General features: G+C 72.1%; 11 protein-coding genes and 1 pseudogene. 7 read left to right on the top strand and 5 right to left on the bottom strand.

What is annotated here, in order from left to right:
• Positions 1 to 10 precede the first annotated feature (10 nt).
• Positions 11 to 1,012: an RNA polymerase sigma factor RpoD/SigA gene (locus ACFVWD_RS18470; RefSeq protein WP_101404532.1), complete on the top strand. Its 1,002-nt coding sequence runs from the start codon at positions 11 to 13 to the stop codon at positions 1,010 to 1,012.
• A gap of 630 nt (positions 1,013 to 1,642) precedes the next feature.
• On the top strand, positions 1,643 to 2,242 hold the full coding sequence (locus tag ACFVWD_RS18475) for a TetR family transcriptional regulator (protein ID WP_389597301.1): 600 nt from the start codon (positions 1,643 to 1,645) through the stop codon (positions 2,240 to 2,242).
• Between the two features lie 33 nt (positions 2,243 to 2,275).
• Here ACFVWD_RS18475 and ACFVWD_RS18480 read toward each other — a convergent pair whose 3' ends face one another.
• Entirely contained in the window at positions 2,276 to 3,307 is a 1,032-nt protein-coding gene (locus ACFVWD_RS18480) for a helix-turn-helix transcriptional regulator (RefSeq protein WP_389597285.1), read from the bottom strand.
• 61 nt (positions 3,308 to 3,368) lie between these two features.
• On the opposite strand from ACFVWD_RS18480, the gene ACFVWD_RS18485 reads away from it, so the two are divergent.
• On the top strand, positions 3,369 to 4,946 hold the full coding sequence (locus ACFVWD_RS18485) for an MFS transporter (protein ID WP_389597287.1): 1,578 nt from the start codon (positions 3,369 to 3,371) through the stop codon (positions 4,944 to 4,946).
• Between the two features lie 323 nt (positions 4,947 to 5,269).
• Positions 5,270 to 7,042, top strand: a complete 1,773-nt coding sequence (locus tag ACFVWD_RS18490; protein WP_389597289.1) for an HEXXH motif domain-containing protein — start codon at positions 5,270 to 5,272, stop codon at positions 7,040 to 7,042.
• A 45-nt stretch (positions 7,043 to 7,087) separates the two neighbouring features.
• Here the strand turns inward: ACFVWD_RS18490 and fxsT are convergent, their stop codons facing one another.
• The 4 genes from fxsT to ACFVWD_RS18510 all read right to left on the bottom strand — a co-directional run bounded on the left by fxsT (position 7,088) and on the right by ACFVWD_RS18510 (position 14,397).
• Positions 7,088 to 10,939: an FxSxx-COOH system tetratricopeptide repeat protein gene (gene fxsT, locus ACFVWD_RS18495; RefSeq protein WP_389597291.1), complete on the bottom strand. Its 3,852-nt coding sequence runs from the start codon at positions 10,937 to 10,939 to the stop codon at positions 7,088 to 7,090.
• The gene (locus tag ACFVWD_RS18500; protein WP_389597293.1) at positions 10,936 to 11,916 is read right to left on the bottom strand and encodes a MoxR family ATPase; all 981 of its coding nucleotides are present in this window, start codon (positions 11,914 to 11,916) and stop codon (positions 10,936 to 10,938) included. Before ACFVWD_RS18500 ends, fxsT begins: the two co-directional genes overlap by 4 nt.
• Positions 11,917 to 12,046: 130 nt before the next feature.
• Complete coding sequence (locus tag ACFVWD_RS18505; RefSeq protein ID WP_389597295.1) at positions 12,047 to 13,558, bottom strand: hypothetical protein; 1,512 nt, start codon at positions 13,556 to 13,558, stop codon at positions 12,047 to 12,049.
• Positions 13,555 to 14,397: a toll/interleukin-1 receptor domain-containing protein gene (locus tag ACFVWD_RS18510; RefSeq protein ID WP_389597297.1), complete on the bottom strand. Its 843-nt coding sequence runs from the start codon at positions 14,395 to 14,397 to the stop codon at positions 13,555 to 13,557. The genes ACFVWD_RS18505 and ACFVWD_RS18510 overlap by 4 nt, the downstream gene beginning before the upstream one ends.
• A gap of 224 nt (positions 14,398 to 14,621) precedes the next feature.
• On the opposite strand from ACFVWD_RS18510, the gene ACFVWD_RS18515 reads away from it, so the two are divergent.
• The 3 genes and pseudogenes from ACFVWD_RS18515 to ACFVWD_RS18525 form a co-directional block, all read left to right on the top strand.
• On the top strand, positions 14,622 to 15,383 hold the full coding sequence (locus ACFVWD_RS18515; RefSeq protein ID WP_054233089.1) for a DeoR/GlpR family DNA-binding transcription regulator: 762 nt from the start codon (positions 14,622 to 14,624) through the stop codon (positions 15,381 to 15,383).
• Complete coding sequence (pfkB, locus tag ACFVWD_RS18520; RefSeq protein ID WP_212727268.1) at positions 15,380 to 16,333, top strand: 1-phosphofructokinase; 954 nt, start codon at positions 15,380 to 15,382, stop codon at positions 16,331 to 16,333. The genes ACFVWD_RS18515 and pfkB overlap by 4 nt, the downstream gene beginning before the upstream one ends.
• 205 nt (positions 16,334 to 16,538) lie before the next feature.
• A pseudogene (locus tag ACFVWD_RS18525) lies at positions 16,539 to 17,012 on the top strand (PTS sugar transporter subunit IIA); the annotation flags it as partial.
• Positions 17,013 to 17,202: the final 190 nt, after the last annotated feature.

A 17,202-nucleotide genomic window follows, 5' to 3' on the forward strand; every position in this document is an offset into this window, starting at 1 on the left:
GGGAGCACGCATGGCAACCCGTGCCGTCGCCCGTCGTCAGTCCGCCACCGGCGAGACCAGCGACGCGGCACGCAGTGTTCGCGCCGTAGGCGGCGAAATCGCCGACCGCGACCTGGTCGGCATGTACCTCGACGAGATCGCGCGTACGCCGCTGCTCGACGCCGCCAAGGAAGTCGAGCTGTCCCAGATCATCGAGGCGGGTGTGTTCGCTCGGCAGATCCTCGACGACGAGGTCGATGCCCCCAAGGCGGATGCGACCCGCGAGGAGCTAGAGGCGCTGATAGCCGAGGGGGAGCGGGCGAAGGATGTCTTCATCCGCTCCAACCTGCGGCTGGTCGTCGCCGTGGCCCGCCGGTATCCCCGTAGCGGCCTGCCCCTGCTCGACCTGATCCAGGAGGGCAACGCGGGCCTGGTGCGCGCGGTCGAGAAGTTCGACTACCGCAAGGGCTTCAAGTTCTCGACGTACGCCACGTGGTGGATCCGTCAGGCCATCACCCGCTCCATCGCCGACCAGTCGCGCACGATCCGCCTCCCCGTGCACCTGGTCGAGGAGCTGGGCCGGATCCGTCGCGTGCAGCGCGAGTTCAACCGCAAGAACGGGCGCGAGCCCGAGCACGCGGAGATCGCCGCCGAGCTGGACTCGACCCCGGAGCGTGTGACGGACGTCCTGGACTGGGCCCGCGACCCGGTCTCGCTGAACATGTCGGTGGACGACGACGGCGACACCCAGTTCGGTGACCTCCTCGAGGACACCTCCGCGGTCTCGCCCGAGCAGTCCGTCCTCACCCTGCTGCGCAGCGAGGAGCTCGACGACCTGATCGGCCGCCTCGACCAGCGCACGGCCTCGATCATCAAGATGCGGTACGGCATCGACGACGGCCGGGAGCGCACGCTCACGGAGGTCGGCAAGGAGCACGGGCTCACTCGTGAGCGCATCCGCCAGATCGAGAAGCACGCACTGCTGGAGCTGAAGAAGCTGGCCCGCGACACCGGTTTTGACGCGGCGGCTTAAGAATGTCCGTGGTTCGTGCGGTTTGCGTGGTTCATGTGGTTGGTGCGCCACGTATGGTTCGTACGGGTTCGACGGATATGACGGACCTGATGGCCGAAGGTCGGCCATAAGTCGACCGGACATGGCCATGTAACGCCGCTTAACTCGCTGGGCTCTGGGCACAAGACTTCAGGGCCCAGGGTTCAGGGTCCCGGGGCGCAGCCCCAAGACCCCCCAGAACCGAGTCCCGACGCACTCCCCCCCCGCGCCGGGACTCTCCAGAGCCGAGCTTCGGCGCCTTCCCCCCCCTGGCGCCGGGGCTCGGCTCCTTTTTGCGCAGGGTTCGTCGGGGTCGGTCGGGGCTCGTTCGGGGGACGGTCCGGGACTCGTTCCCGGGGAGCGGTGGTTTTCGGGCAGCCTGACGGGCCACCCCGTACCTGAACCCCGGGGTGACCCGGATGGCAGATTGTGCCACAGGGGCATAACCTGCCGTCCGTGACCGGTACCAACCGCGCGGCCCGCGCGTCCGACCCCCTCGTTCCGGGGGGTTCGTCGTCGGCCGCTCGTGCCGGGGGTTTTGATGAGGCCCGCTCCGGCGCGGCCGCCGCTCCCGGGCTCTCGCTCACGGAGCGACGCAAGGCCGCCACCCGGATGGAGATCGCGCGGGCCGCGGCGGGGCTCTTCATGAGACACGGTCTGCGCGCCACCCGCGCCGAGGACATCGCCCGCGCTGCCGGTGTCGCGCCGCGCACCTTCTACCGCTACTTCGCCAGCAAGGAAGAATGCCTCGCCCCGCTCTTCTCCGCGGGCGTCGAGAAGTGGGCCGAGGCCGTGCGCGACGCCCCGGCCGACCTGTCCGTGCCGGAGGCGCTTCGCCACGCCGTCGTCCAGACCCTCACCCCCGGCGTCGGGGTGCGACCGGAGTCCATGGACTGGGCCCGCGCCCTGCTCCGGCTGGCCGAGGGGAGCCCGGCGCTGCTGAGGGTGTGGGGCGAGGCCTGTCAGGGCGCGGAGCGGACGCTGGCGCGGATGCTGGAGGCGAGGGCCGCCGCGGCGGGCGGCGGGGCGGGTGCCTTGGCCGGTGGTGGGGCGGAGTTCCGGCTCGGTGCCGCCGTGGCCGGTGCGGCCGTTCGCGTGGCGGTGGAGGCCTGGGCCGCCGGGGACGAGCCGGCCGACGGTCCGGCCGGGCCGGTCGCGCTCGCGGTACGCCATCTGGAAGCCTTGCGCGACTTCCCCTGGGGAGCCGTGTGAGCGCGCCGCGGACCGGTCGGCCCCGCGCGGGGCTCACCCGGCCCTGACGCCACGCCCTTCCGGGCGACCGCCCGCCGACCCGTCCGCCGACCCGTCTTCCGAGCCACCCGCCGCCCGAGTCAGGCGCCCGCCCAACTCCCTTACGCACTCGACCAGTTCCGCCGGCCGTCGCACCGAGAACTCGCAGTCGACCATCGCGAGCCGTACCGCCAGCCACTCCACGGAGTCCCCGGCGGAGGAACGCAACAGACAACTGCGCTCGTCGATCGGCTCGGGCGCGCCGAACCACTTGGGCAGGCGGGCCGCGACGAACGCGGCGGGCGCGGCGAAGGCGACCTCGAAGTCGTAGGTCTCCTGGCGCCCGTACATCGACTGCCGCAGGTATTCGGCCGCGTTCCCCGTCGGCAGTTCGCGTGGCGTGAAACGGACGCCGGTCGCGAAGGGCTCGGCGATCCGGTCGACGCGGAAGGTGCGCCAGTCGTCGCGGTCGAGGTCGTAGGCGACGAGGTACCAGCGGCGGCCGGTGGAGACGAGGCGGTAGGGCTCGGCCAGGCGTCGTGACGGGGTGTCGTCCCCGGAGCGGTAGGCGAACCGCAGCCGTTCCCGCCCGGTCACCGACGCGGCGATCACGGTCAGCGTCTCGGGCGCGATACTCGCCCCGTCCCCGCTGGTCAGCGGGGTGGTCGCGGCCTGGAGCGTGGACACACGATGGCGCAGCCGGGACGGCAGGACCTGCTCCAGCTTGGCGAGGGCCCGTACGGAGGCCTCGTCGACGCCCTCGACCGCGTGCCCGGCGCCGGCCCGCAGCCCCACCGCGATCGCCACCGCCTCCTCGTCGTCGAGCACGAGCGGCGGCATCGCCTTGCCCGCCACCAGCCGGTATCCGCCGTCGGCCCCCTTCGTCGCCTGCACCGGATAGCCCAGCTCCCGGAGCCGGTCGATGTCGCGACGGACGGTACGCCGGGACACGCCCAGCCGCTCGGAGAGCTCGCCGCCGGGCCATTCGCGGGGCGTCTGGAGGAGGGAGAGCAGTTGGAGGAGCCGGGCCGGGGTGTCCGTCGTCATGTTTCCAGGGTGCCGCACATCTAGGACGTGATCTGACCTAATAGGGGTCTACCTTCAAGCCATGACCTCCACCGAGACCACTCTCAGCAGTCCGGCCGAGCCGCCGCAGGGCCCGGCAGCCGTGGCCGACCGGCGGCGCTGGTTCGCGCTCGCCATCGTGATGACCGCGGCCTTCATGGACCTGGTCGACGTCACGATCGTCAACATCGCGATTCCCTCGATCCAGCGGGACGAGGGCGCGTCCTTCAGCCAGATCCAGTGGATCACCGCCGGCTACGCGCTCGCCTTCGCCGCCGGGCTCATCACCGGTGGACGGCTCGGCGACATCCACGGCCGCAAGCGGCTCTTCCTGGTCGGCATAGGCGGCTTCACGATCGCCTCCGCGCTGTGTGGCTTCGCCGCGAACCCGGAGATGCTCGTCGCCTCGCGCATCCTGCAGGGCGGGATGGCCGCGCTGATGGTGCCGCAGGTGCTGTCGATCGTGCACGCGACCTTCCCGGCGCACGAGCGGGGCAAGGTCTTCGGTCTCTTCGGAGCGATCGTCGGCCTGGGCGCCGTGTCCGGCCCTCTCCTCGGCGCGCTGCTCACCGAGTGGAACCTCTTCGGTCTGGAGTGGCGGCCGATCTTCCTCATCAACCTGCCGGTGGGCATCGCCGCGCTGATCCTGGGACGACGCTTCATCAGCGAGTCCAAGGCTCCGAAGGCCCTCAAGCTCGACCTCGTCGGCGTGGCCCTCGTGACGCTGGGCCTGCTGATGCTGCTCTACCCGCTGACGCGCGGGCGTGAGCTGGGCTGGCCGCTGTGGGGGTACGTGTCGATGGGCGGCGCCCTCCTCGTCTTCGCGGCGCTGGTGGCGTACGAGCGGCGGAAGGCGGCGCGGGACGGTTCGCCGCTGGTCGAGCTGTCGCTGTTCAAGGTGAAGAGCTTCGCCGCGGGCATCGCCGTCCAGACCGTCTTCGGGGTCGGCCTCGGCATCTTCTTCCTGGTCTGGACGCTGTACATGCAGGTCGGCCTGGGCTGGAGGCCGCTGCGGGCGGGTCTGACCGGGGTTCCGTTCTCGATCGCGGTCTCGGCCGCGGCGGGCATGTCGGTGCAGCTGCTCGTCCCGCGCTTCGGGCGCAAGGTGCTCCAGGCGGGCGCGCTGATCATGGCGGCCGGAGTGCTGCTCTACATCTGGGAGTCCGAGCGGTACGGCCTGTCCATCGCCTCCTGGCAGATGGCGCTTCCGCTGGTCGTCATGGGCGCGGGCATGGGCTTCATCGTGGCCCCGCTGACCGACGCGGTGCTGTCGGAGGTACCGCGCGAGCACTCCGGTTCGGCGTCCGGCCTCATCAACACCGTGCAGCAGATGGGCAACGCGCTCGGACTCGGCCTGGTGTCCGTGGTCTTCTTCGGCCAGATCGGCGACCGCCTGACCCCCGCCCAGGTGCGCCCGGCCTTCGTCAACGGTTTCCAGCACGCGCTGGGCTGGGTCGCGGCGGTGATGGTGGCGATCTTCGTGCTGATGTTCGCGCTGCCGAAGCGGCCGGCGCAGCATGTCGAGGGGGCGGGGGAGGACACCCCGGCCGGCGAGCAGGAGAGCGCGAACCCGGCCGCGGGCGCCCCGGTGTCCGACAGTGAGCCGGCGCTGCTGGGCTGACGGCCTGGTGCCGACGCCCTGGTGGTGTGCCCGTCCTCCGCCGCCGGAGGGCGGGCACACCTTGCTGGGGAGTGGTTCAGCGTTTCTTGAGAGCACACGTTGATATACGGTGACGTAATGTCATCGAGGGAACACGTCACCCCCCGTGAAGCGGTGGTGTCCGGGGCGCCGCAATCCTGGCTTCCCACGTTGTCGGCACTTTCGCTCGAGGAGGTCGCGGCCCTTGATGACGCCGTTCTACGGCCGTCGATCGAGCGCTTGACTTATCGCGTCGGCCGTCCGGTGTCCACGATCGCGGGCAGCGAAGGCGGTTAGGCCCGCGGATGCGTCTTCACCACCTCTCCAACCCCGTCCTGGACGCGCTGAACTCCGTCACGGAGAACGAGGAAGCCGTCGGATTTCTGCTTGAGGCGGAGTCGAGTCGGCGACTGTTGCTGTTGCGCGCGATCCTGGACGCGGCGGCGGACGCCGATGACGTCCGTCGGGCCTGGAAGCTGCTCGAAGCCGCCGAGCGGGCGGACCCGGCGGCCTTCCGTACGGTGCTCCTCGACCCGCAGGTGGGGGTGTGGGCGGCGAGCCTGCTGCGCAGACTGTCCCGCCCGGATCCGGCGGCGACCGAGATCGAGACACCGCTGCACGTGGAGCTGGGGTTCCTCGGGCAGTTGGCGGCAGCCGTGTTCATCACCGCCGGGGCCGACTTCCGTGTGCGTGTGCCGGTGCGGGAGGGGCGGGTGTTTCTGCCGGGCCTTGGCCGGGCCACGGTCGGTGGCGATCTCTGGGGGACCGCCGAGGTGTGGGGGCGGGACGGGGTGGTCCGGGTCGGCACGGGCGGCGTGACCGTGACGGTGCCGGACGAGACGGAGAACGACGCCCCGGGATGGGAGGGGCAGCGGTGGCTGCGCGCGGAACACGCGGGAGTCGGCCTCACTCTCGCCCTCGACGACCTCGGACCCTATGCGCCGGTGCCGCAGCTGACGGCGCCCGGACGTCTTGCTCCCGCGCAGTTCGCTTCCTGGCAGCGCTGGTTCGAGCGCATGTGGCCGGTACTGGTGGAGGATCACACGGACGGCGCCCTGGCCTTGGCCGCGGGCTTGCGTTCCGTCGTTCCGCTGCCGCGGGGCGAGCGGCTGCGCGCACGGGCGGCCTCGTCGAGCGACGCGTTCGGGTGCCTGCTGCTGTCCGAGCCGGACGAGGACGAGGACGTCCTGCCGGCGCAGCTCGGGGTCGCCGTCCTGCATGAGTTCCGGCACACCCTGCTCAACGGCCTCATCTTCCTGACGCCGCTGTTCGATGAGTGCGACGACCTGTTCTACGCGCCCTGGCGCGACGATCCGCGCCCCCTCGGGGGGCTGGTGCATGGGGCCTATGCCTTCTCGGGGGTCGCGCACTACTGGCGCACGCGCGGTCCGGAAGGGCTTGCGGGCTTCGAGTACGCGCTGTGGCGGAGCGCTGTCCGCACGGTGCTCGGGACCCTGCGCGACCACCCCGCACTGACTCCGCTGGGGCGCTCGCTGATCGGCAGCCTGGACGAACAGACCGCGCCCTGGCATGCGGAGTCGGTGGGAGCGCGTGAACAGCGCCTTGCGCACCTCGCGGTGGTCCACCACCGTGCGACCTGGCGTGTGCACCACCTCCATGTGCCCCCGGCGCATGCGAGGGAGCTGGCTGACAGCTGGCGGGCGGAGCGGCGCGTGGATGTCGGCATGCGCCCCGAGCGCGCGTTGCGGGCCGATCCGGGCGCCTGTCGGCTCGACACGCTCGCGCTGCTGGCGCGCCTGAGCCTCATCGCCCCCGGCGAGTTCGACGCCCTGCGCGCGGCGGAGAACCCGGCGAGGAGGGTGCCGGGTGTCGTCCCCGCCGATCTGGCGCTGGTGGACGGCGACGCCGCGACCGCGGTCAAGCTGTACATCGAGGAACTCATGGGTCCGGTCGCCAGACCCGCCGCCTGGGCCGGACTTGGCCTTGCGCTGGCCGAGTGTGGCGAGCGAGCCGCCGGGACCGCCCTGATCGAACGGCCCGAACTGGCCCTGGCCGTCAGCCGGTCGCTGTCCGCCCCGCCCGATCCGGTGCTTCTGTCCCACTGGCTCGCGGAGTAGGGGCACTTGTCGGGCCGGTCCCGAGCCGGGCGGCGGCGGGTTCCGTCACAGAGGCATCGGATCGATGTCGCAGTCCGCGCGGTGGTCCCAGTCTGCGGCCTGGGCGACCGCCGGGTGGCCGCTGCCCAAGGTGCGGTGGAGACGGTCGCGGGTGTCGCCGTTCAGTGTCTCCGCCTCCTCGTCCCGTCCCACGGCCCGTAGATCCATGGCGAGGTTCGCGGCGCAGGCCAGAGTGGAGGGGTGTTCGTCGTCGAAGACCTCCCGGGACCTGCGGAGTGTTTCGGTGTCGAGGTCCAGCGCGCCGGCCGCGTCGCCGAGCGCGTAGTGGTCGCTGGCGAGATTGGTGCGGCACACCAGCGCGGAGGGGTGCGTCGCGTCCAGCGTCTGTGTGAGCTGCTGGAGGGCCACGGCGTCGATGTACTGTGCGGCCGCGGCGTCGCCCAGGAGCCGATACGTGATCGCGAGGTTCACAGCGGCGGACAGGGCATGCGGGTGGTGCTTGCCGTACGTCTCCTCGTACCGCCGGCAGATCGCCGTACCCAGACGCAGTGCTTCCTCCAGGTCTCCCCGGTGGCGCAGGTGGATGGTCAGTTCGAGGGTGGCGGCCATCGACTCGGGGTTGCGGTCGCCGTACCGGCGTACGAGCTCCGCGCGAATGCGCTGCGCCGTCGCCGCGGCCTCCTCGTGCTCGCCTGCCTTGCGCAGGGCGACGGCCAGGAAGCGGATGCAGGACAGGGTGAACGGATTGCTGCCGCCGAGCAGCGTGGTGGCCTGCTCGTTGATCTCGCGGTGGTAGGTCAACGCTGTTTCGTAGTCACCGAGTTCACGGAGGTCGACGATCATCCCGAGCCAGGTGCTCAGTGAGTCGATGTGGTCCTGGCCGAAGATCTGGATGCGGTTGCGCCAGGTCTGCTGGTCCAGTTCGTAGGCGCGGGCGAACTTCCCCACCAGGCGCAGGCTCACGCCGAGGTTGTGCGCGGCCCGCAGTGTCTCCGGGTCGTCCGGACCGATGAGTTGCAGGTACTGCTGGTGCACGGAGTCGGAGAGCTGGAGGGCCTCGGTGAACGCGCCGCGCACGCGGTGGTCTATGGCGACGTTGCCGAGCGCGGCGAACGTGTCCTGGTGGTGGGGACCCAGCGACCTGAGATGTGCTTCCAGCGTCTTCGTGTTGAGCTCGGCAGCCTCCTGGTAACGGCCCATGCTGAACTGGAGGAACGCCAGCCAGCGGGCGATCTGCAGGGTCTGGGTGTGCTCCGCGCCCAGGCGACCGGACCAGTCGTCGTAGGCGGTTCGGGCGAGTTCCATACAGGACTCGTAGTCCCCCCAGCGCCGTAGGTACTTGACCTCGTTCACCACCAGCCTGCGCACCCAGGTCTCGTCGGACTGCACCGCGCCGGAGACGACCACGTGGGGATAGAGCGCGCCGTACCGATCCCAGCGCAGCGCGTTGCTGGGGTCGTTGGGGTCGCTCGCCACCAGCAGCATGTGCGCCCCGTGCCGCATGGTGGCGCGGTCCTCCTCGGTCATCCGGAACTGCAGCGCCGCCTGCACCAGCCGGTGCATCTGGAGGGAGTTGGTGCGGTGGTCGAAGCGGGCCAGGGAGTAGCGGCCGATGTCGCGGATGGCCTGGCCGAGCCGGATCGGATCCTCCAGGGCGGTGTCCAGCTCGGGGGTGATGGGACTGGGCGGCATCCGCATGAACATGGTCCGCGCGATGGGTTCGGGCGCGTAGAAGGAGCACACCTGAAGGAGCTGGTACGCGGCCGGGCTCTTGGCCTCCAGCCGGTCCAGGGAGATGTTCCAGGCGGCTATCACCGGATGCTGGTTGCCGAGCGGCGCGGTGCCGCGCAGCAGGTCCACACGCTTCTCGTCGAGCAGCCGCAGGTACTCGTCCACGGGCATGCCCGTCTCCGCGTGCCAGGCGGCGGCCTGCTCGATGGCGAGCGGCAGGTCACCGAGTGCCTCCGCGAGCCGGTCGGCCTCCGCGTCGCTGATCTCCGGTCCGCGTACGCGCAGCAGCTGTTTGCTCTCCTCCCGCATGAAGACGTCGACCTCCAGCGGCCGGGCGACGGAGGCCCATTGGGGGTTGCGCGAGGTGACGAGGATGTTGCCCGGTCCTCCGGCCGGGAAGAACTGCCGTACGGATTCCGGGCTTTCGGCGTTGTCGAAGACCAGGATCCAGTTGGTGTAGGGCACGCCGATGCGCAGCGCCTCCAGGACCGAGGCGACGGTCGAGGAGACGTCGGACCCGGTCGGCAGGCCCAGACGCGGTGCCAGTTCCACCAGGGACAGGGAGATCTGCGCGGTGCGCTCCGCGGAGATCCACCAGACCACGTCGTACTCCGCCATACGACGGTAGAGGTACTCGACGGCCAGCAGGCTCTTGCCGACGCCGCCCATGCCGTGCAGCGTGTGGGGCAGCACGGCGGTCGCCTTCTCCCGCAGCAGCCGCTGGTGCAGCTTGTCGAGGAGTTCCTCGCGGCCCGTGAAGTTCGGATTCCTGGGCGGGATGTTTCCCCAGATCGTGGGCGTGCTCCTGGTACGTCCGTTGCCCACCGTGCTCGCCGGGGCCTGCTGCGGCATCACCGGCCTCCTCTTCCCCTGATCGGTCCGACGGTCGGCGTCGCCCGGGGTCCGGGCGACGGCATCGCTGGGTGCTGTGGGTGCTGTGGGTGGTGCGGGTGTGGTGGTGCCGTGCTGCTGTGCGCGCTGCGGGCGTTTCCGATCGGCCGGGGCGGCCGCGAGGACCTCGTCGACCTCCCTCGCCGGCTTCAGGAACGGCCCGGACAGGGCGTGGAGCACAGCGCTCTCCGCCATGAGCCACGGCCCGGACTCCGCGTCGACCGGCGGGAGTCGGTGCACGGCGGCCCCGCGCAGCAACCGGGGCAGTCGCCACAAGTGTTCCCCGCCGGATCCCCGGCGATCCCCGATCAACTCGACTACTCGCACCACATCGGTACGCCGTCCGGTGGCCAGCAGCTCCTCGCGGATCCCGGGGGCGAACGCGAAGGCGGTGTGCCCGCCGTCCGCCGGCCGGACCAGGCCGTGCACCAGCAGGTGGGCGACGTCGGTGAGAGAGGTGCCGGGCAGGAGCGCGCCCCGCACCTCCTCGATCAGCCCGGCGCTGAGGGGTATCGCGGAGAGCATGGTGGCGAGCGTGAACACGCTGCGGGGCACGGACGACTGGAATCGCGCCACCCGAGCCGCCGGGGTGGGGACGGGCTCCGCCGCCGCCGGACCGGCGGGTACGTGTGCGCGGGGGAACATCACCGTCATCGGCAGCCACGAAGGCGGGCCCCCGCCCAGCAGGCCGGACCAGGCGTCCAGCCAGCGGGGGGTGAGTTCGAGCACGGGCACCGCCACGTCGGGACGGTGGGCGGGCGGCAGGCCGTGGACATCGGGGCCCAGGCCGCGGGGCCGCCACCGCATCCGGTGGTTGGCCACGCCCGGGGCGGGCGAGCGCAGCAGCACCTGCCAGCCGCGCAGCCCCGTCGCGTGCCACACCGGGTGCGGCAGCAGGTGGATCAGCGCGAGCGGTCCGGACCGGCCCCAGCGGCGCAGCAGCGGTTCCACCTCATGGGTGCGCCAGCGCGGGCCCGCGCCGTCGGTCAGGAGCAGGGTCAGCCGGGTGCCCGCACGGTGACGCGGCAGGGTCGCCGGGTCGGCACTGTGCCCGTACGGCAGCCTGTGCGTGGTGATCCGGCCGAAGGCCCCGCACCGGTGCAGCGCCGTGGCGAACTCCTGGACCGTCCGGTGCCAGATCCCCATCGTCGGCCCCGCGTCGGCCACCACCGCCACGTCCCGGACGGCGGTGCGGCCGAGCGCGGTGCCGATGCGCCGCAGGGCCTCCGGGAGCCCCGGCGGGAGAGCCGCGGGAAACGGGCCGGGCCCGGTCATGGCTCCTCCGGCGCGGTCCACTGCCAGAGGGTGTCGACGGCCTCCTGCCAGTTGCCGCCCTCCGCCACGGCCTGGAGGACACCGTCGGCGGCAAGGCGGAGTGCGTCCAGGAACCGTTCAAGGACCGGTCCCTCGGCGGCGGCGGCCCGCTCGACGAAGGCGTCCACGGCGTCCGGCGCCGGGCCGGGACGTCCGGGCTCCGACGGGAACCGGTTCGCGGCGATGGCGCGCAGCAGGTCCGGGCCGGGCCGCTGGGGCCGCAGGGTCACACAGCGGCGTACGAGATCCGATGGCAGATCCCGCTCACCCGTTGTGGTGATGACCACCACGGGGAAGGCACGGCAGCGCACCGCTCCGTCCGGCAGCGGCACCGCGGCCGACGGATCGTCGTGGGACGTCACCCGCAGGCCGGTGGAGCCGGCGCCGGGCAGGGCGAACCCTCCGGCCGTCAGTACCGTGCACAGGTCCTCGGGCAGGCCGATCTCGGCCCGGTCCAGCCGGTCGATCAGCAGCACACGGGGCCTGCGGTACGGCAGGAAGGCGGTACCCAGTGGTCCGAGCCGGATCCCACCGCCGTACTCGCCCGCGTCATGACCCTCGTACGGGCCGTCGTACAGGCCCTCCCGGAGTGTGCTCAGGGAGGTGATCGGCCAGCGCAGGACGCGGCCGAGGCCGAGCTCCCCGCTGATGCGGTAGGCGAGGGACGACTTGCCGGTGCCGGGCTCGCCCGTGACGAGCAGGGGGCGGCGCAGGTGCAGCGCCACGTTCACCCGTGCCACCTCGTCCGGCGGAGCCGGCAGTGGCTGCCTGATGGTGCCCAGCACCGCGGGGGCGCACCGGTCGTCGACGGGTGGCGGGGGGAGTTCGGGGCCACCGCCGAAGCTGCGCCAGGCCGGTGCCTGGGGCCACTCCTCTGGTGTGGCACCGGGCAGCCCCGTGCCTCGGTACAGTCCCCACGACTGGCTGTTCGGCGGCATGAACGGCGTCCCTCCGTACGGCGGCTGGGCTGCGATGACCGGACCGGTGGCGCCGGTCCGCACTGCTGGTCGGTGGTCATGGATCCGCACTGCTGGTCCGTGGTCACGGATCCGCACTGCTGGTCCGTGGTCACGGTGGCTCGGGACGCACGGGTTTGCGGTCGGGGTCGTCCCACAGGACCGTGAGGTGGCGGCCGATGTGTGTGGTGTCCTCGTCGTCGGCGGCGTCGATCGCGGCACGGCGGCGGTAGGCGGCCACCTTGGCCGGGAACCGCGACAGGCCCTCGGTGAGGAGCCCGTCGAGGACACCCCGGAACTCCTTGGTGGAGCGCCCTTCGCGGTGCCAGATCACCACGGGCAGCCCGCTGCGCAGGGCCGCGTGCAGCTCCCGGCGGCCGTTGCCGTGGTCGGGCAGCGGCGGTTCGCTCAGCACCAGGGCCACGCAGTGCTCGTTGTCCCCGAGGCGGGCCTCCAGGCCGCGCAGATGGTCGCCGTTCTGGTGCGCGACGTTGACGTACACCGACTTCGACGGGTGCTCGTCGCGCGCCAGCTGCTGCCATCGGGTGCGCCAGAACCGGTACCAGTCCCGGTTCTGCAGCCGGTCCAGGCTGCGCACGACCACCGGGTAGTCCACCGCGAGCGGCACGTTCGGTACTTCGGTGGTGTCCCGGGGCCACCGGTCGACGGGCAGGTTGAGCAGTTCGAAGGGGAGCACGAACTCCAGCCATACATGGGCCAGCCGGTCGCCGCCGCCTCCTTCGACCGTTTTGATGATGAGGGTCACGGCCTGCTGCAGCCCGTCGGTCGGCACCCGCTGCATCGGGTCGCCGTGCTGCCAGTTCGGGCCGCCCGCGTCGGACATGAGGGAGTGCGAGACCGTGTAGTGCCCGTTCTCCAGCGGGTCCGGCGCGATGTGGATCGCCAGGTACTCCTGGCCCGGCCTGACCGCCGGCGGTGGCGCCGGAGTCCGGGCGCGGTCGAGATCGAGCAGCTCGGCCAGGCCGCAGCTCAGGGCCCACTGCCGGTTGCGTGCGAGCAGCTCGACCGCGACGGGGTGGCCCATCGCGTCGGCAGCGCGGTCGAGGTAGACCATCCACGGTGGCAGCCCGCCCCGCGGAGCTCCCTGCCCGGCCATGTGCAGGAAGTCGTGCCAGCAGGTGTCGGCGTGCGGCGGCGGTGCGCAGACCCTGGCCTCGGTGGCCGTCCGGACGAGGGCCGTCCGCATGGCGTACGACATGGCCGGCGTGCCCAGGGTGGCTCCGAGGAACTGCCAGGAGCCGGTGACCTCCGGCAGGCCGTCGAGCGAGTCCACGGCCGTCCATTCGTCGGCGAGCCGTTGCACGACGGGTCCCTGGGGACAGCCCGGCTCCAGCATCTGCAGTTTCCGCGCGAGCGCCGACAGTCCGTCCTGGTGGCGGGTGCAGAAACGGAACAGTTCCAGCAGCTGCAGCGGCACGGTGGCCTGTTCCCGCAGGTCGGCCCGGTGCCCCAGTGCCTCGCCCACCAGATCGGTCAGCAGGGCGCGCGCATAGCGGTCGTGGAGCTCGGGGACCGCGAGCAGTGCGTCGAGGGTCTCCTCGCCGATCCGCTCCCGTATCCGTAACGCCGGGTTGTGTCGGCCCGCGCCGCCCTGTCCCGTCAACGTCGGCCCGCCGGGTCGGGGAAGCGCGGAGGTGCGGCGTGCCTGGTGGGGATGGTGCGGGTGACGCCGACGGCGTCGAGCAGCCGGGTGCGGGCCTCGTCCTCGCCGAGGCCCGTGAGGTCGGTGTACGCGACCGTGGACAGCGGCCACGGGGGCCGGCACGGCTCCACCATGACCGGCACCAGCGACGCGGCCATGCCCTCGGGGTTTCGGTGGTGCACGGCCTGCCAGGCCTGCTGGACGGGTGCGGAGCCGACGTAGGCCGGGGACAGGACGGGGAGGGCGCGTTCGCACTGTTCCAGACCGCTCAGCGGTCCGTCGAGGAGGTCGAGGAGTACGCCGACGCCCGCGTCCTCCAGGTGCCAGGCGATCCAGGAGGCCCATGCGAGGTCGGTGACGGCGCAGGAGAGGAACAGGTGAACAGGGCGGTCGGTGTGCGAGGGGGCCTGCGGTGGTGCGTCCTGAGCCCGGGACGACACGGGGGCCCGGGACGACGCGGGGGAGGGCGCGGCCCCTGCGACGTGCTCCCGTACGAGCTCGCCGACGGCGTCGGCCGTCCGGCTGTGGCCCTCCAGCAGTGACACCGCCTCGGCCAGCGCGGACAGCCCGTGGTTCGCCGCGCTCTCCTCGCGGACGCAGAACCGCACCAGTTCGAGCAGCTGCAGCTGCGTGGTCGCCTGTTCCCGCAGGACCACCGGCCGCCTCAGCCGGTCGCCGATCAGTTCGGCCAGCATCGCGCGGGCACTGCGGTCGCCCAGTACCGGGGAATCGCACAGCGCCTGGACCACGGCTTGCTGCCAGTCATGGTCCGGGCGGGCGCGGAGACCGTCCCTGTCCACAACACCCCCCGAGAAGTTGTGTCCCGCAGTCCAGGATACGGACGCGATGACACGGCGTCAGGTCTTCTGCGAGGCCGGAACGAGCGGGGCGGGGGACCCACCTCGATGCCCGTTTGTGTCCACCTGTCGCCCGAACCTGTTTACTTTCCGGAAATCCGGGCGTAGCCTCCAGGCGAAACCACAAGTTCGGGCATCGGTCGCACAGTAATCGGAGGCGAACGGACATGTACGCACCGGAGCGGCAGCAGGAGATCCTCCGGCTCGCCCGTGACGGCGGCCGGGTGGACGTGCTCTCGCTGGCCGAGGAGTTCCAGGTCACCGCGGAGACCATCCGCCGCGATCTGAAGACCCTCGACCGCGCGGGACTCCTGCGGAGGGTGCACGGCGGTGCCATACCGGCCGGGCGGCTGGACTTCGAGCCCGACCTCGCCGAGCGCGAGTCCACCGCGGCCGACGAGAAGGACCGCATCGCCCAGGCCGCGGTCGCCGAGCTGCCGGACCAGGGCACGATGATCCTCGACGCGGGCAGCACCGTCGCCCGGCTCGCCGGGGACCTTCCGCTGGAGGCGACGCTCACCGTCGTCACGCACAGCCTGCCGATCGCGGCCCGCCTCGCGGACCACCCCGGTATCCAGCTCCACCTGGTCGGAGGGCGCGTCCGGCACCGTACGCGCGCCGCCGTGGACGCCTGGGCGCTGCGCGCGTACGCCGAGATCCGTGCCGACGTCCTGTTCGTCGCCGCCAACGGCTTCTCCGCCGAGCACGGACTGACCACCCCCGACCTCGCCGAGGCCGCCGTGAAGCGCGCGGCCATCCGCGCCGCGCGTCGCGTGGTGCTGCTCGCCGACTCCTCCAAGCACGGCCAGGAGCACTTCGCCCGCTTCGGCGACCTGAGCGACGTGGACCTGCTGATCACCGACAGCGGGCTGAGCCCCGAAGACGCCACCGACATCGAGCGCGGTGGCACGGAAGTAGTGCGCGCATGATCCTCACCGTCACCCCCAACCCCTCCCTCGACCGTACGTACGAGGTCCCGTCGCTCGACCGCGGCGAGGTCATCCGGGCCACCGGCGAACGCATGGACCCGGGCGGCAAGGGCGTGAACGTCTCGCGTGCGGTCGCGGCGGCGGGGCAGCGCACGATCGCCGTACTGCCGCTGGGCGGTGCGCCCGGCGCACTCGTCGCCGAGCTGCTCCACGCGCAGGGCATCGAGGTCGCGCCGGTCCCGGTCGCCGGAGCCACCCGCTCGAACATCTCGGTCGCCGAGCCGGACGGCACGCTCACGAAGATCAACGCGCCCGGTCCCGAACTCACCGCCGCCGAGGCGGAGCTGCTCCTGGAGACGGTGCGTCAGCAGTATCGTTCCGGCGACACCGACTGGATCACCTGCTGCGGCAGCCTGCCGCGCGGACTCGGTCCTTCCTGGTACGCCGACCTCGTCGCCCGCGCCCACGCGGCGGGCGCCCGGATCGCACTGGACACCTCCGGCCCCGCGCTGCTCGCGGCGCTGCGTGAGCGGCCCGACGTGGTGAAGCCCAACGCCGAGGAGCTCGCCGAAGCCGTCGGACGCCCCCTCACCACCGTCGGCGACGCCGTCAAGGCCGCCGAGGAACTGCGTGAAATGGGCGCCGACGCCGTGCTCGCGAGCCTCGGCGCGGACGGGCAGCTGCTCGTGGACGGCGCGGGCGCCTGGTTCGGCAGCGCCCGGGTGGATGCCGTACGCAGCAATGTGGGCGCCGGTGACTCCTCCCTCGCCGGATTCCTGATCGCCGGCGGCCGCGGCCCGGAGGCCCTCGCCTCCGCCGTCGCCCATGGCGCCGCCGCCGTACAGCTGCCCGGCAGTGTGATGCCGGGCCCGGCCGACCTCGACCCCTCCGCCGTGACCGTCACGTCGGAGGTCCCCGCGGACCGCGTACTCACGGAGCCCGTGTCATGACGAACCCAGCTGCTCCGACGAACCCAGCTGTTCCGACGACCGGCACCGCCGCGGTCGCACCCCCTGAACAGGCACTGATGAGGCGGGGTTTCCCCGGCCCCGCCTCCGCCACACCCGCAGACCCCGCCCTCCTTGAGTGCGGCACCCCCGTCCCCACCCCCGCCCACTACTTCCCCCGGGCGATACGCGTGCGAAGGAGCCCGCGATGAGCGAGATGATCACCGCGGACCTGGTCGATCTCGACCTGTCCGCCGAGACCAAAGAGGCGGCGGCACGCGCCCTCGCCGAGCGCATGGTGACCCTGGGGCGGGTGACCGACCTCGACGGCTTCCTCGCCGACGTGGCCGCCCGCGAGGCCCAGATGCCCACCGGCCTCGACGGCGGGATCGGTATCCCGCACTGCCGGAGCGTTCACGTCACGGAGCCGACGCTCGGCTTCGGGCGCAGCGCGGCCGGGATCGACTTCGGCGCGCCGGACGGCCCCGCCGACCTGATCTTCCTGATCGCCGCCCCGGCGGGCGCCGACGACGCGCATCTGACGATCCTGTCGTCGCTGGCCCGTCAGCTCATGAACGCCGAGTTCACGTCCGCGCTGCGGGCCGTGGACGAGGCGGCGGCCGCGGCCGCGCTCATCCGCGGGGACGAGTCCCCGGCGGCCGCGGCCTCGACCGCGCCCGAGAGTGCCCGGAGCGCTGAAGACTCCGAGGGCTCCAAGGGCTCCGAGGGCTCCAACGACTCCGTGGCGGTGTGGGGGGGGGCCGCCGCCGGCACCGCCCCGGGTTCCCCCCCCGGTCTCTTTTAAACAAAAGACGCAGCCGGCGAATGTATGAGTGTTGTTATCGGGGGTGGCGGGGTGATTGAAAAAGGGG

The organism is Streptomyces sp. NPDC058086 (assembly GCF_042885015.1).
Lineage (GTDB): Bacteria > Actinomycetota > Actinomycetes > Streptomycetales > Streptomycetaceae > Streptomyces.

Coding starts and splice junctions, on each gene's coding strand:
- ACFVWD_RS18470 (WP_101404532.1), top strand. CDS start 11: ATGGCAACCCGTGCCGTCGCCCGTCGTCAGTCCGCCACCGGCGAGACC.
- ACFVWD_RS18475 (WP_389597301.1), top strand. CDS start 1,643: ATGGAGATCGCGCGGGCCGCGGCGGGGCTCTTCATGAGACACGGTCTG.
- ACFVWD_RS18480 (WP_389597285.1), bottom strand. CDS start 3,307: ATGACGACGGACACCCCGGCCCGGCTCCTCCAACTGCTCTCCCTCCTC.
- ACFVWD_RS18485 (WP_389597287.1), top strand. CDS start 3,369: ATGACCTCCACCGAGACCACTCTCAGCAGTCCGGCCGAGCCGCCGCAG.
- ACFVWD_RS18490 (WP_389597289.1), top strand. CDS start 5,270: ATGCGTCTTCACCACCTCTCCAACCCCGTCCTGGACGCGCTGAACTCC.
- fxsT (WP_389597291.1), bottom strand. CDS start 10,939: ATGACCGGGCCCGGCCCGTTTCCCGCGGCTCTCCCGCCGGGGCTCCCG.
- ACFVWD_RS18500 (WP_389597293.1), bottom strand. CDS start 11,916: ATGCCGCCGAACAGCCAGTCGTGGGGACTGTACCGAGGCACGGGGCTG.
- ACFVWD_RS18515 (WP_054233089.1), top strand. CDS start 14,622: ATGTACGCACCGGAGCGGCAGCAGGAGATCCTCCGGCTCGCCCGTGAC.
- pfkB (WP_212727268.1), top strand. CDS start 15,380: ATGATCCTCACCGTCACCCCCAACCCCTCCCTCGACCGTACGTACGAG.